Annotated in this window: 17 protein-coding genes; 7 read left to right on the forward strand and 10 right to left on the reverse strand. The window is 72.1% G+C overall.

Annotation, left to right across the window (positions count from 1 at the left end; genetic code table 11):
• Positions 1–198: 198 nt before the first annotated feature.
• Positions 199–951 (forward strand): PadR family transcriptional regulator, encoded by a 753-nt coding sequence (locus ACQEUX_RS20670; protein ID WP_433050774.1) that lies wholly within the window; start codon positions 199–201, stop codon positions 949–951.
• Positions 952–1113: 162 nt separating this feature from the next.
• Positions 1114–2328, forward strand: a complete 1215-nt coding sequence (locus ACQEUX_RS20675) for an FAD-dependent monooxygenase (RefSeq protein ID WP_433050777.1) — start codon at positions 1114–1116, stop codon at positions 2326–2328.
• A gap of 48 nt (positions 2329–2376) precedes the next feature.
• On the opposite strand, the gene pepN is transcribed toward ACQEUX_RS20675, so the two are convergent.
• Positions 2377–4893, reverse strand: coding sequence for an aminopeptidase N (pepN, locus tag ACQEUX_RS20680; protein ID WP_433050780.1), 2517 nt, complete (start codon positions 4891–4893; stop codon positions 2377–2379).
• A gap of 70 nt (positions 4894–4963) precedes the next feature.
• Between pepN and ACQEUX_RS20685 the strand changes: the two genes are divergently transcribed.
• Positions 4964–5182: a DUF397 domain-containing protein gene (locus tag ACQEUX_RS20685; RefSeq protein ID WP_030491749.1), complete on the forward strand. Its 219-nt coding sequence runs from the start codon at positions 4964–4966 to the stop codon at positions 5180–5182.
• Between the two features lie 87 nt (positions 5183–5269).
• Here ACQEUX_RS20685 and ACQEUX_RS20690 read toward each other — a convergent pair whose 3' ends face one another.
• Positions 5270–5671, reverse strand: coding sequence for a hypothetical protein (locus ACQEUX_RS20690; RefSeq protein ID WP_433050785.1), 402 nt, complete (start codon positions 5669–5671; stop codon positions 5270–5272).
• A 215-nt stretch (positions 5672–5886) separates the two neighbouring features.
• Here ACQEUX_RS20690 and ACQEUX_RS20695 point away from each other — a divergent pair, with 215 nt between their 5' ends.
• Together ACQEUX_RS20695 and ACQEUX_RS20700 are read left to right on the forward strand one after the other, a co-directional pair.
• Positions 5887–7134 (forward strand): cytochrome P450, encoded by a 1248-nt coding sequence (locus tag ACQEUX_RS20695; RefSeq protein ID WP_433050788.1) that lies wholly within the window; start codon positions 5887–5889, stop codon positions 7132–7134.
• A 23-nt stretch (positions 7135–7157) separates the two neighbouring features.
• A complete protein-coding gene (locus ACQEUX_RS20700; protein WP_433050791.1) occupies positions 7158–8210 on the forward strand; it encodes a glycosyltransferase in 1053 nt (350 codons plus the stop codon).
• Between the two features lie 162 nt (positions 8211–8372).
• Here the strand turns inward: ACQEUX_RS20700 and ACQEUX_RS20705 are convergent, their stop codons facing one another.
• From ACQEUX_RS20705 to ACQEUX_RS20715, 3 genes are read right to left on the reverse strand one after another with little or no spacing between them, the layout of a single operon-like run.
• The gene (locus tag ACQEUX_RS20705; protein ID WP_433050794.1) at positions 8373–9023 is read right to left on the reverse strand and encodes a DUF3618 domain-containing protein; all 651 of its coding nucleotides are present in this window, start codon (positions 9021–9023) and stop codon (positions 8373–8375) included.
• The gene (locus ACQEUX_RS20710; RefSeq protein WP_433050797.1) at positions 9020–9487 is read right to left on the reverse strand and encodes a phage holin family protein; all 468 of its coding nucleotides are present in this window, start codon (positions 9485–9487) and stop codon (positions 9020–9022) included. Before ACQEUX_RS20710 ends, ACQEUX_RS20705 begins: the two co-directional genes overlap by 4 nt.
• Positions 9488–9518: 31 nt before the next feature.
• Positions 9519–10286, reverse strand: coding sequence for a hypothetical protein (locus ACQEUX_RS20715; RefSeq protein ID WP_433050800.1), 768 nt, complete (start codon positions 10284–10286; stop codon positions 9519–9521).
• Between the two features lie 230 nt (positions 10287–10516).
• Here ACQEUX_RS20715 and ACQEUX_RS20720 point away from each other — a divergent pair, with 230 nt between their 5' ends.
• Together ACQEUX_RS20720 and ACQEUX_RS20725 are read left to right on the forward strand one after the other, a co-directional pair.
• Positions 10517–11008 (forward strand): DUF4383 domain-containing protein, encoded by a 492-nt coding sequence (locus ACQEUX_RS20720; RefSeq protein ID WP_433050803.1) that lies wholly within the window; start codon positions 10517–10519, stop codon positions 11006–11008.
• Between the two features lie 63 nt (positions 11009–11071).
• Positions 11072–11731, forward strand: coding sequence for a DUF6766 family protein (locus ACQEUX_RS20725; RefSeq protein WP_433050806.1), 660 nt, complete (start codon positions 11072–11074; stop codon positions 11729–11731).
• Between the two features lie 24 nt (positions 11732–11755).
• Here the strand turns inward: ACQEUX_RS20725 and ACQEUX_RS20730 are convergent, their stop codons facing one another.
• From ACQEUX_RS20730 to ACQEUX_RS20750, 5 genes are all read right to left on the reverse strand, one after another.
• Complete coding sequence (locus ACQEUX_RS20730) at positions 11756–12205, reverse strand: GNAT family N-acetyltransferase (protein ID WP_433050809.1); 450 nt, start codon at positions 12203–12205, stop codon at positions 11756–11758.
• Positions 12206–12275: 70 nt separating this feature from the next.
• The gene (gene obgE / locus ACQEUX_RS20735; RefSeq protein ID WP_433050812.1) at positions 12276–13748 is read right to left on the reverse strand and encodes a GTPase ObgE; all 1473 of its coding nucleotides are present in this window, start codon (positions 13746–13748) and stop codon (positions 12276–12278) included.
• 93 nt (positions 13749–13841) lie between these two features.
• Positions 13842–14096 carry a 50S ribosomal protein L27 gene (gene rpmA / locus ACQEUX_RS20740; protein WP_030491740.1) on the reverse strand — a complete coding sequence of 85 codons (255 nt, stop codon included), beginning with the start codon at positions 14094–14096 and terminating at the stop codon, positions 13842–13844.
• Positions 14097–14107: 11 nt separating this feature from the next.
• Entirely contained in the window at positions 14108–14422 is a 315-nt protein-coding gene (gene rplU, locus ACQEUX_RS20745) for a 50S ribosomal protein L21 (protein WP_007464063.1), read from the reverse strand.
• Between the two features lie 166 nt (positions 14423–14588).
• The gene (locus ACQEUX_RS20750) at positions 14589–15095 is read right to left on the reverse strand and encodes a hypothetical protein (protein WP_433050817.1); all 507 of its coding nucleotides are present in this window, start codon (positions 15093–15095) and stop codon (positions 14589–14591) included.
• Positions 15096–15170: the final 75 nt, after the last annotated feature.

A 15170-nucleotide genomic window follows, 5' to 3' on the forward strand; every position in this document is an offset into this window, starting at 1 on the left:
TGATCGACTCGGGTTCCTGGAAGTCGGTGCGTCGCACTGGCCCGGACACCGCGACTTCACGGAAACCGAGTCGATCATGGCGCGAGGGGTCCGGGGGATCGCGGCGCGAGGCGGTCGCGGCGCGAGGCGGTCGCGGCGTGGCTGCCTGTGGGCTTATACTCGTTTACGAGTAATCGCTAGCGAGCAAGGGAGGGCGTCGTGCCGAAGCGGCGCAAGGTCGGCAACCTACTGGCGCTGGCCGTGCTGTCCGCCCTGGTCCAGCGGCCGATGCACCCGTACGAGATCGCCACCGCACTGCGTGCCTGGGGCAAGGACCAGGACATGGAGTTCAAGTGGGGGTCCTTCTACACGGTGATCCGCAACATGGAGAAACACCGCATGATCGAGGCGGTGGAGAGCGTCCGCGAGGGTCGGCGCCCGGAACGCACCGTCTACCGGATCACCGACTCCGGGCGGGCGGAACTTGTCGACTGGGCCCGTGAGTTGGTCTCCACGCCGATGCCGGAGCATCCCCGCTTCCGAGCCGGGCTATCCGTCCTCGCCGCCCTGCATCCCGACGAGGCCACCGACCTGCTGCGGCAGCGGCTCGACCTGTTGGAGGACGCGATCCGCCAGGAGCGCACCGCGCTCGACGGACACCTGCGGGAGATCCCGCGGCTGTTCCTGGTGGAGGCGGAGTACGACCTCGCCATGCGGGACGCGGAGGCCGCCTGGCTGCGGGCACTGCTCGCGGAGCTGACCTCGGGCAGCTACCCGGGGTTGGGCACCTGGCGGGCCTTCCACGAGACCGGCGAGATGCCCGCGGAGCTGATCGCGCTGGCCGAGAGAACCAGCACCCCGAAGGCCAACGCCGAAAGCACCGGCACCCCAACCACCGGCACCCCAACCACCGGCACCCCAACCACCGACACCCCAACCACCAGCAGCCGGGAAGCCGACGCCCCCGACTGACGGACGGCCCCGGCGGGGTGCGCCAACACCCCGCCGGAGCCCTTACCTCGAACCGACACCTGGGAAGGCGCCCGGCCCGAAGCGGCAACCACGAGGATAACCGCGCTCCCTCCCAGGTCGGTTCGCCCGCGCACGGACCGACGACACCCCAGGGAGAGAACCATGACCACGGTACGAACCGCGATCGTCATCGGCGGCGGCATAGCCGGCCCGGTGACGGCGCTCGCGCTGCACCGCGCCGGCATCACCGCCACCGTCCACGAGGCGTACCCCGCCACCGCCAGCGGGGCCGGCGGCATCGGCGGCACCCTCGCGCTCGCGCCCAACGGGGTGGCGGCCCTGCGTGCGGTAGGCGCGGACGAGGCAGTGACCGCGATCGCCACCTCCATCGAGCGCACCGTGATGGCCGTCGGCCGCCGCCGCGTCGACCTGCCCACGCTGGCCGGGGTGCCACCACTGCGCGTGGTGCACCGCGCCGACCTGCACCGGGTGCTGCACGACCGGGCGGTCGCCGAGGGCGTCCCCTTCGCGTACGGCAAGCGGCTGGTCGACGCCGAGCAGACGGAGAGTGGCGTGACCGCCCGCTTCGAGGACGGCAGCACCGCCGCCGCCGACATCCTGGTCGGGGCCGACGGCATCCGGTCGACGGTCCGCGGTCTCATCGACCCGGCCGCGCCCGGCCCCCGGTTCACCGGGCTGCTCGGCTTCGAGGCGGTGGCCCGGCACGAGGTGGACGCCGAGCCGGGCACGATGACGTTCGCGTTCGGGCGGCGCGGCTACTACCTCTACTGGCCGGAGCCCGGCGGCGGCACCCGGTGGGGGGCGAACCTGCCGCAGCAGCGGCCGATGAGCCTGGTCGAGGCCCGCACGGTGCCGTCGGCGGAGTGGCTGGCCACGCTGCGCAGCACGTACGGCGACGACGATCCGGGCCGGGAGCTGATGGCGACCAGCGACGCCGACGACCTTCAGGTGGTTGGTGCGTTGCAGATCATGCCGCCCGTGCCGCACTGGCACCGGGGGCGGATGGTGCTGGTCGGCGACGCGGCGCACGCGCCGTCGAACAGCTCCGGGCAGGGCGCGTCGTTGGCCATCGAGAGCGCGGTGCAACTCGCCCGCTGCCTGCGCGACCTGCCGAACGTGGCATCGGCGTTCGCCGCGTTCGAGCGGCTGCGCCGCGCCCGGGTCGAGAAGGTCGCCGCCCGCGCCGCGCGAATCAACCACGCCAAGGCGCCGGGGCCGGTCGCCCGGACGCTGATGCCGCTGCTGATGCCCCTACTGGTGCGCACCGCGATGGACCCGGAGAAGACGGTGGCCCACGAGCAGCGCTACGTCATCGACTGGGATGCGCCGGTCACGGCAGAGCCCGCGCTGCGCTGAGCCCGGGGCGCGGGGCGGCCCACCAGCCACCCCGCGCCCGACCGGGCGTCAGGCCGCAGCGGCGGCCACCGCGGTGCGGGCGACCAGCGCACGGCGCAGGTCGTCGTCGGCGTCGGTGACCACCCGGCGCAGGCCGGGGACCAGGTCGTCGCGGGCCAGCAGCGCCACGGCCGCCTCCCGGGTCGGCTGTGCCACGGCGTAGCGGGGGAACGCCAGGGCCGCCACCCGGTCGGCCGTCCAGGGGGTACGCCGGCGGGCGGCGGCCGGCATCTCCGCGAAGTAACGCTCGACGTAGGCAGCGGTCAGCTCGGCCTGCTCGGGTTGCCAGAACCCCTCAGCGGTCGCCTCCAGCAGCCGGTTGGACAGCTCGGTGTCCCGCACGATGATCTCCCATGCCGCCTGCTTCGCGGCCGGGTCGGGCAGGGCGGCCCGGCAGCGGGCAGCCCGTTCCGCGCCCGTGGAGCTGTTGTCGGCGGCCGCCTCGATGGCGATCTCCGCCTCGCCGGCGACGCCCAGCACCACCAGCCGGCGCAGCACCGACCAGCGCAGCTCCGCGTCGACACTCAGCCCGGCCGGCACGTCCCGACCGGCGAGCCAGCCGACGAGCAGGTCCGCGTCGGTGGTCGCGGCGATCCAGCCCCGCGCGGCGGCGAGCTGCAACGACTCCCCCGCCTGCGCGCCGTCGAGCAACTGCTGGCACGCCCCGGCGACCCGGGCCAGCGCCGCGGACCGGGTCAGCGGGTCGAGGTAGCGGTCGACCAGTGACCGGCTGAGGGTGAGCACGTCCTCCGCGATGATCACCTCGGTCTCGGCCGGCAGCGCGGCGACAATCAGGTCGACCAGGCCGGTGACGGGCCGCTCCCCGTCGGTCGCCGCGTCGAGCGCCTCGCTCCAGAGGACCGCCCGCGCCAGCGGGTCGGCCAGGCCGGGCAGCACCAGCGGAACGGCATCCGCCGACGCCGGGTCGAGACGCACCTTGGCGAAGGTGAGGTCACCGTCGTTGAGCAGCAGCAGCTGGGCCGCCGGTGCGCCGGCCAGCTCACCCAGCACGGTCCGGCCGCCATCGACGGTCGGGTCGATGGCCACCTCGTCGCGCTGCGCCGTGTCGTCCACCGAGTAACGGCCCACGCCGATCCGGTGCGGGCGCAGCACCGGGTGCGACTCGGGCGCGGTCTGCACCACGGCCACCTCGGCGTAACGGCCGTCGGCGTCGACACTGACCTCGGCGCGCAACGTGTTGACCTGCGGCTGGCGCAACCACAGCTCGGCCCACGCGGAGAGGTCCCGTCCGCTGGTGCTGGAGAGGCTGGCCAGCAGGTCGGCGAGGGTGGCGTTGCCGAAGCGGTGCGCGGCGAAGTGCGCGTTCAGGCCGGCGAGGAACGCCTCGTCGCCGAGCCACGCGACCAGCTGCCGCAGCACGCTGGCGCCCTTGGCGTACGAGATGCCGTCGAAGTTGAGCAGGCCCTCGTCGGCGTCGGCCACCTCCGGCGGGGCGACCGGGTGGGTGGAGGGGCGCTGGTCGGCGGCGTACCCCCAGGCCTTGCGGCGCATGGCGAACGTGGTCCACGCCTGGTCGAAGCGGGTCGCCTCGGCGGTGACCCGGGTGCCCAGGTACTCCGCGAAGGACTCGTTCAGCCACAGGTCGTCCCACCAGCGCATGGTGACCAGGTCACCGAACCACATGTGCGCCATCTCGTGGGCGATGGTGCCGGCCCGCTGCTCGCGTTGGGTGTCGGTGACCGCCGAGCGGAACACGTAGTCGTCACGGAAGGTGACGATGCCTGGGTTCTCCATCGCCCCGGCGTTGAACTCCGGCACGAACGCCTGGTCGTACTTGCCGAACGGGTAGCGCTCGGTGAAGAGCTGGTGGAACCGGTCCAGGCACTGCCGGGTGATCGTGAAAATCTCCTCGGCGTCGGCGTCCAGGTGCTCCGCGAGCGACCGGCGGCAGTAGATGCCCAGCGGCACACCGTCGTGCTCGGCCCGCCGGACGTGGTACGGCCCGGCGATCAGCGAGAAGAAGTACGTGGCCAGCGGCGCGGTCGGGGCGAACTCCCAGCGCCCGGGGGCTGGGTTGGCGGTCAGCTCGGCGTTGCCGGCGACCGTCCACTGCGGCGGGGCGGTGACCGAGAGGGTGAACGGGGCCTTGAGGTCGGGCTGGTCGAAAGCGGCGAAGATGCGCTGCACGTTGTCGAGGAAACTCACCGCGTAGAGGTAGGTCTCGCCGTCGGCCGGGTCGACGAAGCGGTGCATCCCCTCCCCCGAGTTGGAGTACGCCATCTCCGCCTCGACGACCAGCGTGTTCTCCGCGGCCAGGTCACTCAGCGGCAGCCGGTTGTCGGTCAGCAGGTCGGGGTCGAGGTCGCGGTCGTTGAGGCGTACACCCAGCAGTTTGGCGGGCTTGACCTCGGCGAAGGTCGAGGTGCCGGAGGTCGCCCGGAACCGGATCTCGACGCGGGAGTGGAACAGCTCGGCGCCGCCGGTCAGGTCGAGGTCCACCTGATAGGACTCGACAGTAATCGCCGCGCCACGCGCGGTCGCCTCTACACGGGTCAGGCTCGGCATCCGCTTATCCTGCCCGATGGGGATCGGCACACGGTCACCACCACGACCCTCGGCACTGGAGGAAAGAACCATGGCGCAGCACCCCAAGGGCGACTTCGACCTCTCTCGGGCGGTCTGGCAGCGGGCCGAGGGGGACACCTCCGACAGCGCCGTTGAGGTCGCCTTCGTCGACGACCTGATCGGGATGCGCAACTCGGCCGAGCCGGAGGGACCGGTGCTGGTCTTCACCCAGGCCGAGTGGGACGCGTTCGTGGCCGGCGCGCAGGACGGCGAGTTCGATCTGGACTGATCGCTCGCCGACACGTCGGTGATCGTCGCCGTGCCGGTGCCCCCGCAGTGGGGACGCCGGCACGGCGACGCGGACGGGGGCCCGCGGTCAACCATGGTCGGGGCCATCGCCGCCGCCCCAGCCGAGACCCCCGGGGCCCGGAGCATGGTGGAAGCCGGGATGCCCGGCCACGTCGACGCAGCGCTCCCCATCAGGGCCGACCGCCCCGCAGAACAACCGCTCGGCCCGGTGCCACGCGTCGGCCGGTGACAGGGCCGCCGCGCCGAGCGCCACCTCCGGGCGGAGCAGGTTCAGCGCCTCCGCGTACCCCACTGCCAGCTCGCGGGCGTCGGCGGCGTCGGGGGCGGTGAAGCCCAGGTGCACGGTGAAGAACCGGTGCGGCCGGGTGGGCCGCCGGGGCGGCCCGATCAGTGACCGCGCGTCCCGGGCTCCTCCCAGTGCCCCGACCGCCCGCCGCTGCCGCCAGTACGGCGACCTGTTGTCGCGCATTCGCCCTCCCCGCTGTCGTGGCCGTCGGACCGCCGGAAGCCGCGCCGGTCGACCGGCAATGTCGCCGACGGCGGGCCCCACCAGCAGCCAACCAGGTTCCGCCGCCCCTGGGAGGGGCCAGCCGGTGCGCCGTCGATGTGGGATTCAGCGGTGGCGACGGGGGTACACGCAACCAGCCGGCGGTGACCGGCAGCACCTGCGTGTGAGGAGACCCGATGCCGACCATGCCGGCCGACCGCAGCCCGGACAGCACCCTCGCGTTCCTCCGCGCCGGCTACCGGTTCGTCGGCGAACGCTGCGAGCGGTACGGCAGTGACATCTTCCAGACCCGGATCCTGCTCGCGCCGACCATCTGCCTCCGCGGCCGGCCCGCGGCTGTGCTGTTCTACGACAACGAACGCTTCCAACGGGCTGACGCGATGCCGCTGCGGGCGCAGCGGACGCTCACCGGTCGGGGCGGCGTGCAGGGGCTGGACGGGCCGGCGCACTCCGACCGCAAGGCCATGTTCATGTCGATCATGACGCCCACCGCCATCCGCCAGCTCGGCCAGCTCTTCGACGACGAGTGGCAGACCCGACTCACCGCCTGGGAGGGTGCCGGGGCGGTGACGCTCTACGACGAGCTGGGCCGGCTGCTGACCCGGGTGGTCTGCGGCTGGGCCGGGGTGCCGCTGCCCGCGTCGCAGGTCGACCGCCGCGCCGTCGAGCTGCACGCCATGATCGAGGCTCCGGCGGTTGTCGGCCCCCGGCACTGGCGCGGCCTGCTCGCCCGGCACCGCGCCGAACGCTGGCTCGCCGACCTCATCGAGCGGACCCGGGTCGGCCGCCATCCGGCACCAACCGGCAGCGCTCTGGCGGTGATCGCCGAGCACCGGGACGGACGGGGCAGGCTCCTCCCCCGGCGAATCGCGGCGGTGGAACTGCTCAACGTGCTACGGCCGGTGGTCGCCGTGGACCAGTACATCGCCTTCGCCGCGCTTGCCCTGCACGACCATCCGGCCTGGCGGCAACGGGTCCGCGACGACGACGAGGCCACCGAACACTTCGTCCAGGAGGTACGCCGCTACTACCCGTTCTTCCCGGTCGCGGCGGCCCGGGTCCGGCGTTCCTTCGACTGGCAGGGCCACCACTTCCCCCGTGGCCGGCGGGTGCTGCTCGACCTCTACGGCACCAACCACCACCCGACCCTCTGGCCGCAGCCGGAGCTGTTCCGCCCGGAGCGGTTCGCCGACCGGCGCGTGGACCCGTTCGAGCTGATCCCGCAGGGCGGCGGTGACCACTGGGCCGGGCACCGCTGCGCGGGCGAATGGATCACCATCGACCTGATGAAACGGGCGGTCGCCAACCTCACCGCCACCATGCGCTACGACATCCCCGCCCAGAACCTGGCCCTGGACCTGCACCGGATGCCCGCGCTGCCGCCCCTCGGCCTGACCCTCACCAACATCCGCCGCACCGCCTGACCCCCGCCTGATCAGGAGGCGTCATGTCCTTGTTCGGCCCCGCCGGTGACGCCCGGCGCGCCGCGCGTCGGTGGGACGTCGGACACCGCCGAGCCGACATGTCGCCGGCCCGCCTGCCGATGACGTACGTGCTGCCACTGCGCTGGCACACCGACAGCGGCTTGGCCGAGCTGACCAGCTACCTGCGTTGGCTGGCTGGCAGGGCCGAGGTGCTCGTGGTCGACGGCTCGGCACCGGAACTCTGCGCGCGGCACGCCGAGGCGTGGCGAGGGCTGATCCGGCACCTCCCGCCCGACCCCGCCGAGCGCGGGCTCAACGGAAAGGTGATCGGCGTGCTCACCGGCGTCCGCGCGGCGGGCCACGAGCACGTGGTGATCGCCGACGACGACGTCCGGTACGACGACGCCGGGCTGACCGCCGTACACCGGCTGCTGGACCGGGTGGATCTGGTGCGGCCGCAGAACTACTTCGACCCACTGCCCTGGCACGCCTGGTGGGACACCGGCCGGACGCTGCTCAACCGGGCGCTCGGCGCGGACTACCCGGGCACCCTCGCCGTGCGTCGGAGCACCTTCCTGGCCATGGGCGGGTACCACCCGGACGTGCTCTTCGAGAACCTGGAGCTGATGCGCACCATGCGCGCGTACGACGGCAGCGAGGCGGCGCCGGCCTGGCTGTACGTCCGCCGACTGCCGCCGGACGCCGCCCACTTCCGCGGCCAACGCGTCCGCCAGGCGTACGACGATCTGGCCCAGCCGGCGCGCCTGCTGACCGCGCTCGCGGTGCTGCCGGCGCTGGCCATCGCGGTCGCGGCTCGGCGGCCCGCGCTGGTGCTCGGCGCGGCGACCAGCATCGTCGCCCTTGCCGAGCTGGGGCGTCGGCGCGCCGGCGGCACCGCGGTCTTCCCACCGGCGACGGCGCTGGCGGCCCCGGTGTGGCTGCTGGAGCGTGGCGTGTGCGGCTGGCTCGCGGTCGCTCAGCGGTTCCTGCTCGGCGGCGTCCGATACGGCGACACCCGAATCAGCCGAGCCGCCCACCCGACCCACACCCTGCGACGCCGCCTCCGCCCGCACTGAAGCCCACCCCTCCCGTACGCGATCGTGCGGTCTCCGCCGGGAGGAGACGGTGCGAGCACGACCGTAGGCGCCGGTCCCGGACCGGAGGTTCGTGTGCCGGAACGCGACAGCTCGCGGACACCGCGAGGTGGCCGCGAGCTGTCGGAATCAGGTGGAGTTCGGTCAGGGGCTGACCTGCTGCCGGGCCTGCTGGGCCTGGCCCTTGACGTCGTGCGCGGCGGATCTCGTGTCGTCCTTGACGGCGTCCGCGGCGCCCTGGGCGGTGGACTTCACCGACTCGGCGGCGTGCTGAGCCGGCTCGCGCAGCTCCTCCTTGAACTCGCTGGCCACCTCGCCCAGCCTCTCCTTCACCACCCCGCTGTGTTCGCTGACCTTGGTCTTCACCTGGGTCGCGGCCTGCTGCTCACGGCGGGAGGCCGGGATCAGCGACGACGCCAGCCAACCGACCCCGAACGCGATCAGACCGGCGGCGAGCGGGTTGCCCTGGGACTTCTGCCGGATCACCCGCGGCGCGCTGTGGGCGGCGTCGCCGACAGTCGTGGCCGCCGAGTGCGCGGCGTCGCTGACGCTGGAGGCCGCCGACGAGGCGCGGTCGCCCACCGAGTGGGCGGCGTGGCCGGTGCCGTGGCCGAGGTCAGACGCGGTTCCCATGACCTTGTCCCTCACATTCTGCAGAGCGGAGCGGGCCCGCTGCTTGCGGTCGTCGACGATGCGGCTGGGGCTGACCTTGTACGCCAGCGCGTCCACATCGGAGCTGAGGCTGTTACGGGTAGCTTCGATCTCCCGGCGGATCTGATCGGGATCGGTGCTCATCGGGTGACTCCCTCCGGGTGCGGCTTGAGCGCGTCGGGAATCCGCTGCACGCTGTCGTTGGTCTGCTTGAGTCCGCGTACGTGCTGGGCGTTCTTCTTGGCCATGGAGTAGAGGACCGCGGCGATCACGGCCCAGAGGACGGCCACGATCAGCGCGGCCCAGCCGGCGTCCATCACGTTGGACAGCCCCGCCCAGAGGGCCAGCGAGAGGAAGAGCGCCACCATGTAGCCGCCGAAGCCGGCGCCACCGAAGAGCCCGGCCGCCTTGCCGGCCTTTCTGCCCTCCTGGCGGATCTCGGCCTTGGCCAGCTCGACCTCCTGACGCATCAGCGTCGACAGGTCACTGGTCACCTGGCGCATCAGCTCACCAAGGGAGCTGCCCCTGACCTCCGCCGCGCTGTGCGGCGCACCCGCGTCGGGGTGGTAACCGGAGTCCAGGCCGGACCCCTGCGTCGGCATGCTCATGCCGTCGCCTCCCTTCGGATGGCTCGGTCGCTCACGGGCGGGTGCCGCTGGACGGCACGCCCGGCAGCGGGTCGGTCTGGTGCACCGGCGGAAGTGGCCGGCCGGTGCCGGTCGGCTCGGCGTACCCGCCGGAGGTGGGCTCGGCGTAGGTACCGGGCGTCGGGTCGAGGTAGCCGCCCGGCGGGACCGCGTCCGGCACCGCGCGGGGTGCCGGCGGCGTCGGGATCACGGCGGTCTGCTCCGGGTCGTACGCGCCAGCGCCACGGTAGGTCGAGGACCCGTTGCCGGAGTCGTCGTCAGCGGCGGAGATGCCGCGGGTCAGCCGACCGGCCAGCACGCCGAGAACCGCCGCGCCGACCAGGAAGGTGCCCGGGTTACGCCGCGCGTAGTCGCGTACCTCGTTGATCAGGTCGCCGGGCTCGCGCTCCTCAAGCCAGCCGGCCACACCGTGCACCCGGTCGGCGGCCTGGCGGGTCAGCTCGCTCACCGGCCCGGCCTGGCCACCCTGCTCGGCCATCGACCGCATCTCGTCGGCCAGCGACCGCAGCCCACCAGCGGCCCGACGCTGCTGCTCACCGGTCTGGTTGGCGAGCTGCGTGCGGGCCTCGCCGTACAGGTTGCGTGCCTGCCGGGCCGCCTCACGGCCGACCTCGGTGCCCTGCTCCTTGGCGGTCTGAGCGACCGCACCGCCAGCCTGGGCGGCCTCGGAACCGACCTGGCGCGCATGGTCGCGGACGCCACCGCCGTTGGTCGACTCCTGCCCGTACGTGGAAGACGTGGGTGAAAGATCGTAAGACATGATGTCCCTTCCGCTCGGAAAGTCGTCGCGGTTTGTGCTGGGGGATGCGGCTGCGTTGCCGAGCCGCTGACTAGTCACCTACCCGGCGTTCTGGCTTCCATACCTCTTCGTGTATTTCTCTGCGCGGCCGGCAGGACCGACTTCAAAATGGAGGATTGTCGGGCTGCGTCACGTCGCCGCCGCGGACAGTGAGGTTCGCGAGGGCCGGCAGATCGATGGAGGGGGCAGCGATGGCACGAGACGCGCGAGGTGGCCGACCGGCCGGGCCCCGACCCCGGGTCCAGCTGGCCGCGTTGGTCGTGGCCGGCGCCTTCCTGCTGATCGGCGTCCTCGGCTTCGTTCCCGGCATCACCACCGACTACGGCGAGCTGAGGTTCGCCGGGCACCACTCCGACGCCCGGTTGCTCGGGCTGTTCCAGGTGTCGATCCTGCACAACGCGGTGCACCTGCTGTTCGGGCTGGCCGGCCTGGTGCTGGCCCGCAGCGTCGCCGGCGCGCGGCTCTTCCTGGCCGGCGGGGGCGCGATCTACCTGGTTCTCTGGCTGTACGGCCTGGCCATCGAGGCCATCAACCCGGAGGGCGGGGCGAACATCCTGCCGGTCAACGACGCCGACAACTGGCTGCACCTCGCGCTCGGCTTCGGGATGCTCGCGCTCGGGCTGTTGCTGTCGAACCAGGCGGGCACCGGCGGGCGCCTGGACAATCCCGCCGACCGGCACTGACCTGGTCCTCCGGGTTTCGCTGTCGTTCCTGCGGGGGTACTTGATCCGCGAAGGGGGTGCGACATGCCTCGTTGGCTACGCAACAACGCGCTGTCCGTCACCATGCTGGGCGCGTTCCTGGTCTTCCTGGCGCTGCAGAGCGTCTTCGGCTGGCAGACCCACAATGAGGAGCTGACCGAGTTCGGGGCCACACCGCTGAGCTGGCCGGCGTACCTGACCACCGGGCACTTCGCCGAGGCGGTCTTCGAGAACTGGGAGTCGGAGTTCCTCCAGATGGGCGGGTACGTGCTGCTCACCGCGCACCTGGTGCAGCGCGGTTCGGCCGAGTCGAAGCCGATGGACCAGACCGACCGACCGGAGGACGACGAACGCCGGGCCACCCCGCAGTCGCCGTGGCCGGTGCGCGCCGGCGGCCTGCCGCTGGTGGTCTACCGCAACAGCCTCTCCCTCGCGCTGCTGCTGATCTTCGCCGGTTCGTTCGTCGGGCACCTGCTCGGCGGCACCGCCGCCTACAACCAGGAGCAGGCGTTGCAGAGCGGGGCACCGCCGATCGGGGCGTGGGACTTCCTCGGCACCAGCGATTTCTGGTTCCAGTCGATGCAGAACTGGCAGAGCGAGTTCCTGGCGGTCGGCGCGCTGATCCTGCTGAGCATCGTCCTGCGTCAGCACGCCTCACCCGAGTCCAAGCCCGTCACCGTCGAGCACGCCAGCACCGGCGCCTGAGCGCCGGGTGCGGCGGCGAGGCCGTCAGGCCGCGACCGGCAGCCGCTTGGCGAAACAGACGCTGTACGGGTTGTCCACGTACTCGCCGTAGACCGGGATCCGGTCGTAGCCACACGAGGTGTACAGCGCGATCGCGGCCGGCAGGTAGGTGCCGGTCTCCAGGCAGATCACCGAGTGCCCCTGCCCGAACGCACACTCCTCCAGCGCGGCCAGCAACTGACGGGCGATGCCCCGCCCCCGGTACGCGGGCCGGACGTACATCCGCTTGACCTCGGCGGTCTCCGCATCGATCGACTGGAGCCCGCCACAGGCGACCGCCCGACCGTTCACCACCACCGCCAGGTAGCGAACGTCGTCGTGGGGGAGGAAGACCTGCCCGTCCAACCCGCCATCAGCCTCGCGCAGCTCACGCTGCTGCGCGATGACCAGGGTGGCGATCTCCGGATCGGTGGCGGGCCGGGACTCGATCAGCATCAGCCCACGCTAGAACGGGTGGATTTCGCGAAGGTTTCCGGAAATCAACCCAATCACGGAGCGCAACGGGCTACTCGGCGTCGTCCTCGTCGTCGATGTCGTCGAGGTCGTCGGACGCGTCCGCGCCGACCTCGTCCGCCGACCGCACCCGGCGGGCCTTGCGGGCGGCGAGCCGGTCCGCCGCAGAGGCCCGGTTCGACTTCTCCTCCAGGCGGACGTCGGTGCCCCGGTTGCCCGGCGTGAACTCCACACCGGCGTAGAGCGTCGGCTGCCAGTCGAACTCGCGCTCACCGATCCGGACCAGGTCACCGGGCTGCGCACCCGCCTTGGCCAGCTTGTCCTCCACCCCGAGCCGGGCCAGCCGGTCGGCCAGGTAGCCGACCGCCTCGTCGTTGTCGAAGTTGGTCTGCTTGACCCAGCGCTCCGGCCGGACACCGCGCACGGTGAACGAGCCGTCCTTCTCGGCCGTGATGGTGAAGCCCTCGTCGTCCACGGCGATCGGACGAATCACGATCCGGGTCGGCTCGGCGGGCGGCGCGGCCTTACGCTCGGCCTCGACCAGCTCGGCCATCGCGTAGGTCAGCTCCTTGAGCCCCTCGCGGGTAGCCGCGGAGACCTCGAACACCTGGTAGCCGCGCTCCTCCAGGTCGGGGCGCACGATCTCGGCGAGGTCCCGGCCGTCCGGCACGTCGACCTTGTTCACGGCCACCAGCCGTGGGCGGTCGGCCAGCCCGCCGTACTGGCTCAGCTCAGCCTCGATGGCGTCGATGTCGGCGACCGGGTCGCGACCGGGCTCCAGGGTCGCCGAGTCGATGACGTGCACCAGCACGGCACAGCGCTCGATGTGCCGCAGGAACTCCAGGCCCAGGCCCTTGCCGGTGGCCGCGCCGGGGATCAGACCCGGCACGTCGGCGACGGTGAAGGTGTGGTTGTCCAGCCGGACCACACCGAGGTTGGGCACCAGGGTGGTGAACGGGTAGTCGGCGATCTTCGGCTTCGCGGCGGAGATCACCGAGATCAGCGACGACTTGCCGGCGGATGGGAAGCCGACCAGGCCCACATCGGCGACGCTCTTGAGCTCCAGCACGATGTCCAACTGGTCACCGGGCTCGCCCAGCTCGGCGAAGCCGGGTGCCTTGCGCTTGGCGTTGGCCAGCGAGGCGTTGCCCCGCCCGCCGCGCCCGCCGCGCGCCACCTCGAAGGTCGTGCCGGCGCCGACCATGTCGGCCAGCACGGTGCCGTCGGTGGTGTGCACCACGGTGCCGTTGGGCACCTTGAGCACCAGGTTGTGGCCGTTGGCCCCGTCCCGGTTCGACCCGGCGCCGCCCTTGCCGTTGTCGGCCTTGACGTGCGGGTGGAAGTGGAAGTCGAGCAGCGTGGTCACCTGCGGGTCGACCACCAGGGACACGCTGCCCCCGTGCCCGCCGTTGCCGCCGTCCGGCCCACCGAAAGGCTTGAACTTCTCGCGGTGGATCGAGACACAACCGTGCCCGCCATCGCCGGCCTGCAGATGCAGAACGACCCGGTCAACGAACGTTGCCACGGCGTCAATCCTTCCAGCGAGGTCCAACCCCGCACTTCGAAAAAAGCTAAGCGGGCCGGGACCCGGAGGTCCGCGGCCCGCTTAGCCCGAGAACTACTGCTGCGGAACGATGCTGACGGTCTTGCGACCGCGCTTGGTGCCGAACAGGACCGAACCGGCGGACAGCGCGAACAGCGTGTCGTCGCCGCCACGGCCGACCAGGTCACCGGGGTGGAACTTGGTGCCACGCTGCCGGATGATGATCTCACCGGCGCTGACAACCTGACCACCGAAGCGCTTCACGCCGAGTCGCTGGGCCGCGGAGTCACGACCGTTACGCGAGCTGGACGCACCCTTTTTGTGAGCCATTGGAGGACGACCTACTTCCCGCTGGAGATGCCGGTCACCTTGACCTGGGTCAACGGCTGGCGGTGACCCTGGCGCTTGTGGTAGCCGGTCTTGTTCTTGAACTTGTGGATCCGGATCTTCGGGCCCTTGGTGTGCGCGGCGATTTCGCCGGACACCGCGACCTCGGCAAGCTTCGCCGCGTCGGTCACCAGGTCGTCACCGTCGACGAGGAGCACCGCGGTGAGCTTCACCGCGTCACCGGGGGCACCGGTGAGCTTCTCGACCTCGATCACGTCGCCCTCGGCGACCTTGTACTGCTTGCCGCCGGTCTTGACGATCGCGTACATCGGAGGCGGACTCCCTGTCGTTGAGGCTGCTGGCGGTCGTCCCCGCGGCGGCTCGCCGGGTAGCAGTGCACGGCGGCGCGGGCACACGGGAACTCGGCACACCAAAAGTGCGCCGCAGGCAAGAGTACGCCATTGCCGGCCCGGACCCCAAACCGGCCCGCCCTGGTCAGCGCGCGCAGAGCTGGTCGAGGCGCTGCTGGAGCCGGTCGAGCTCGGTCTCGTCGATCGACTCGACGTCGGCGCCGAGTGCGGCCACCTCGGTGCCGATGTCGGTGAGCAGGGTCTTGAGCTGCGGATCTGTGGTTCGCTCCGACTGCTTCCGCAGCTCGGTCCGCCAACCGGCCAGCGCCGCTTCGGCCCGCCCACGGGCAGCCTCGGCCGTGCCGCTGTCCCCGGCGCCCACCGCCGCGATCATCTGGCCCAGCTCGGCCACATACGTCCGGACGGCGGTCGTACTGGCCTGCTGGGAGGCGGCGCAGACCTGCGTGGCGTCGCCGCCCGCCGCACCACCGCCGGCCCGCACGCCGGTCGACCCGGGGGACGTGTCTATGAGCGCCGGGCCGGTGGTCACGCCGGTCGAAGCCGGAGCGACGGCCCCGGGCCGGTCGGTGGAGCAGCCGGCCGCGACGGAGAGCACGGTGACCAGCACGGTGACGGCGAGCAGACGACGCATCTTCTCCTCCTGAACCGGGGCTGCCGATCCTGAACCGGGGTGGCCGGAACGGCGAGGTCCCTCCCCCGTCACTTT

The sequence above is a fragment of the Micromonospora sp. CA-259024 genome (assembly GCF_050936255.1).
GTDB lineage: Bacteria > Actinomycetota > Actinomycetes > Mycobacteriales > Micromonosporaceae > Micromonospora.

Excerpts from the sequence above, each read along its gene's own strand:
- ACQEUX_RS20695 (WP_433050788.1), top strand. The coding sequence starts at position 5,887 with ATGCCGACCATGCCGGCCGACCGCAGCCCGGACAGCACCCTCGCGTTC.
- rpmA (WP_030491740.1), bottom strand. The coding sequence starts at position 14,096 with ATGGCTCACAAAAAGGGTGCGTCCAGCTCGCGTAACGGTCGTGACTCC.
- rplU (WP_007464063.1), bottom strand. The coding sequence starts at position 14,422 with ATGTACGCGATCGTCAAGACCGGCGGCAAGCAGTACAAGGTCGCCGAG.
- pepN (WP_433050780.1), bottom strand. The coding sequence starts at position 4,893 with ATGCCGAGCCTGACCCGTGTAGAGGCGACCGCGCGTGGCGCGGCGATT.
- ACQEUX_RS20725 (WP_433050806.1), top strand. The coding sequence starts at position 11,072 with ATGCCTCGTTGGCTACGCAACAACGCGCTGTCCGTCACCATGCTGGGC.
- ACQEUX_RS20715 (WP_433050800.1), bottom strand. The coding sequence starts at position 10,286 with ATGTCTTACGATCTTTCACCCACGTCTTCCACGTACGGGCAGGAGTCG.
- ACQEUX_RS20710 (WP_433050797.1), bottom strand. The coding sequence starts at position 9,487 with ATGAGCATGCCGACGCAGGGGTCCGGCCTGGACTCCGGTTACCACCCC.
- ACQEUX_RS20690 (WP_433050785.1), bottom strand. The coding sequence starts at position 5,671 with ATGCGCGACAACAGGTCGCCGTACTGGCGGCAGCGGCGGGCGGTCGGG.
- ACQEUX_RS20730 (WP_433050809.1), bottom strand. The coding sequence starts at position 12,205 with ATGCTGATCGAGTCCCGGCCCGCCACCGATCCGGAGATCGCCACCCTG.
- ACQEUX_RS20685 (WP_030491749.1), top strand. The coding sequence starts at position 4,964 with ATGGCGCAGCACCCCAAGGGCGACTTCGACCTCTCTCGGGCGGTCTGG.
- ACQEUX_RS20720 (WP_433050803.1), top strand. The coding sequence starts at position 10,517 with ATGGCACGAGACGCGCGAGGTGGCCGACCGGCCGGGCCCCGACCCCGG.
- ACQEUX_RS20750 (WP_433050817.1), bottom strand. The coding sequence starts at position 15,095 with ATGCGTCGTCTGCTCGCCGTCACCGTGCTGGTCACCGTGCTCTCCGTC.
- ACQEUX_RS20675 (WP_433050777.1), top strand. The coding sequence starts at position 1,114 with ATGACCACGGTACGAACCGCGATCGTCATCGGCGGCGGCATAGCCGGC.
- ACQEUX_RS20700 (WP_433050791.1), top strand. The coding sequence starts at position 7,158 with ATGTCCTTGTTCGGCCCCGCCGGTGACGCCCGGCGCGCCGCGCGTCGG.
- ACQEUX_RS20705 (WP_433050794.1), bottom strand. The coding sequence starts at position 9,023 with ATGAGCACCGATCCCGATCAGATCCGCCGGGAGATCGAAGCTACCCGT.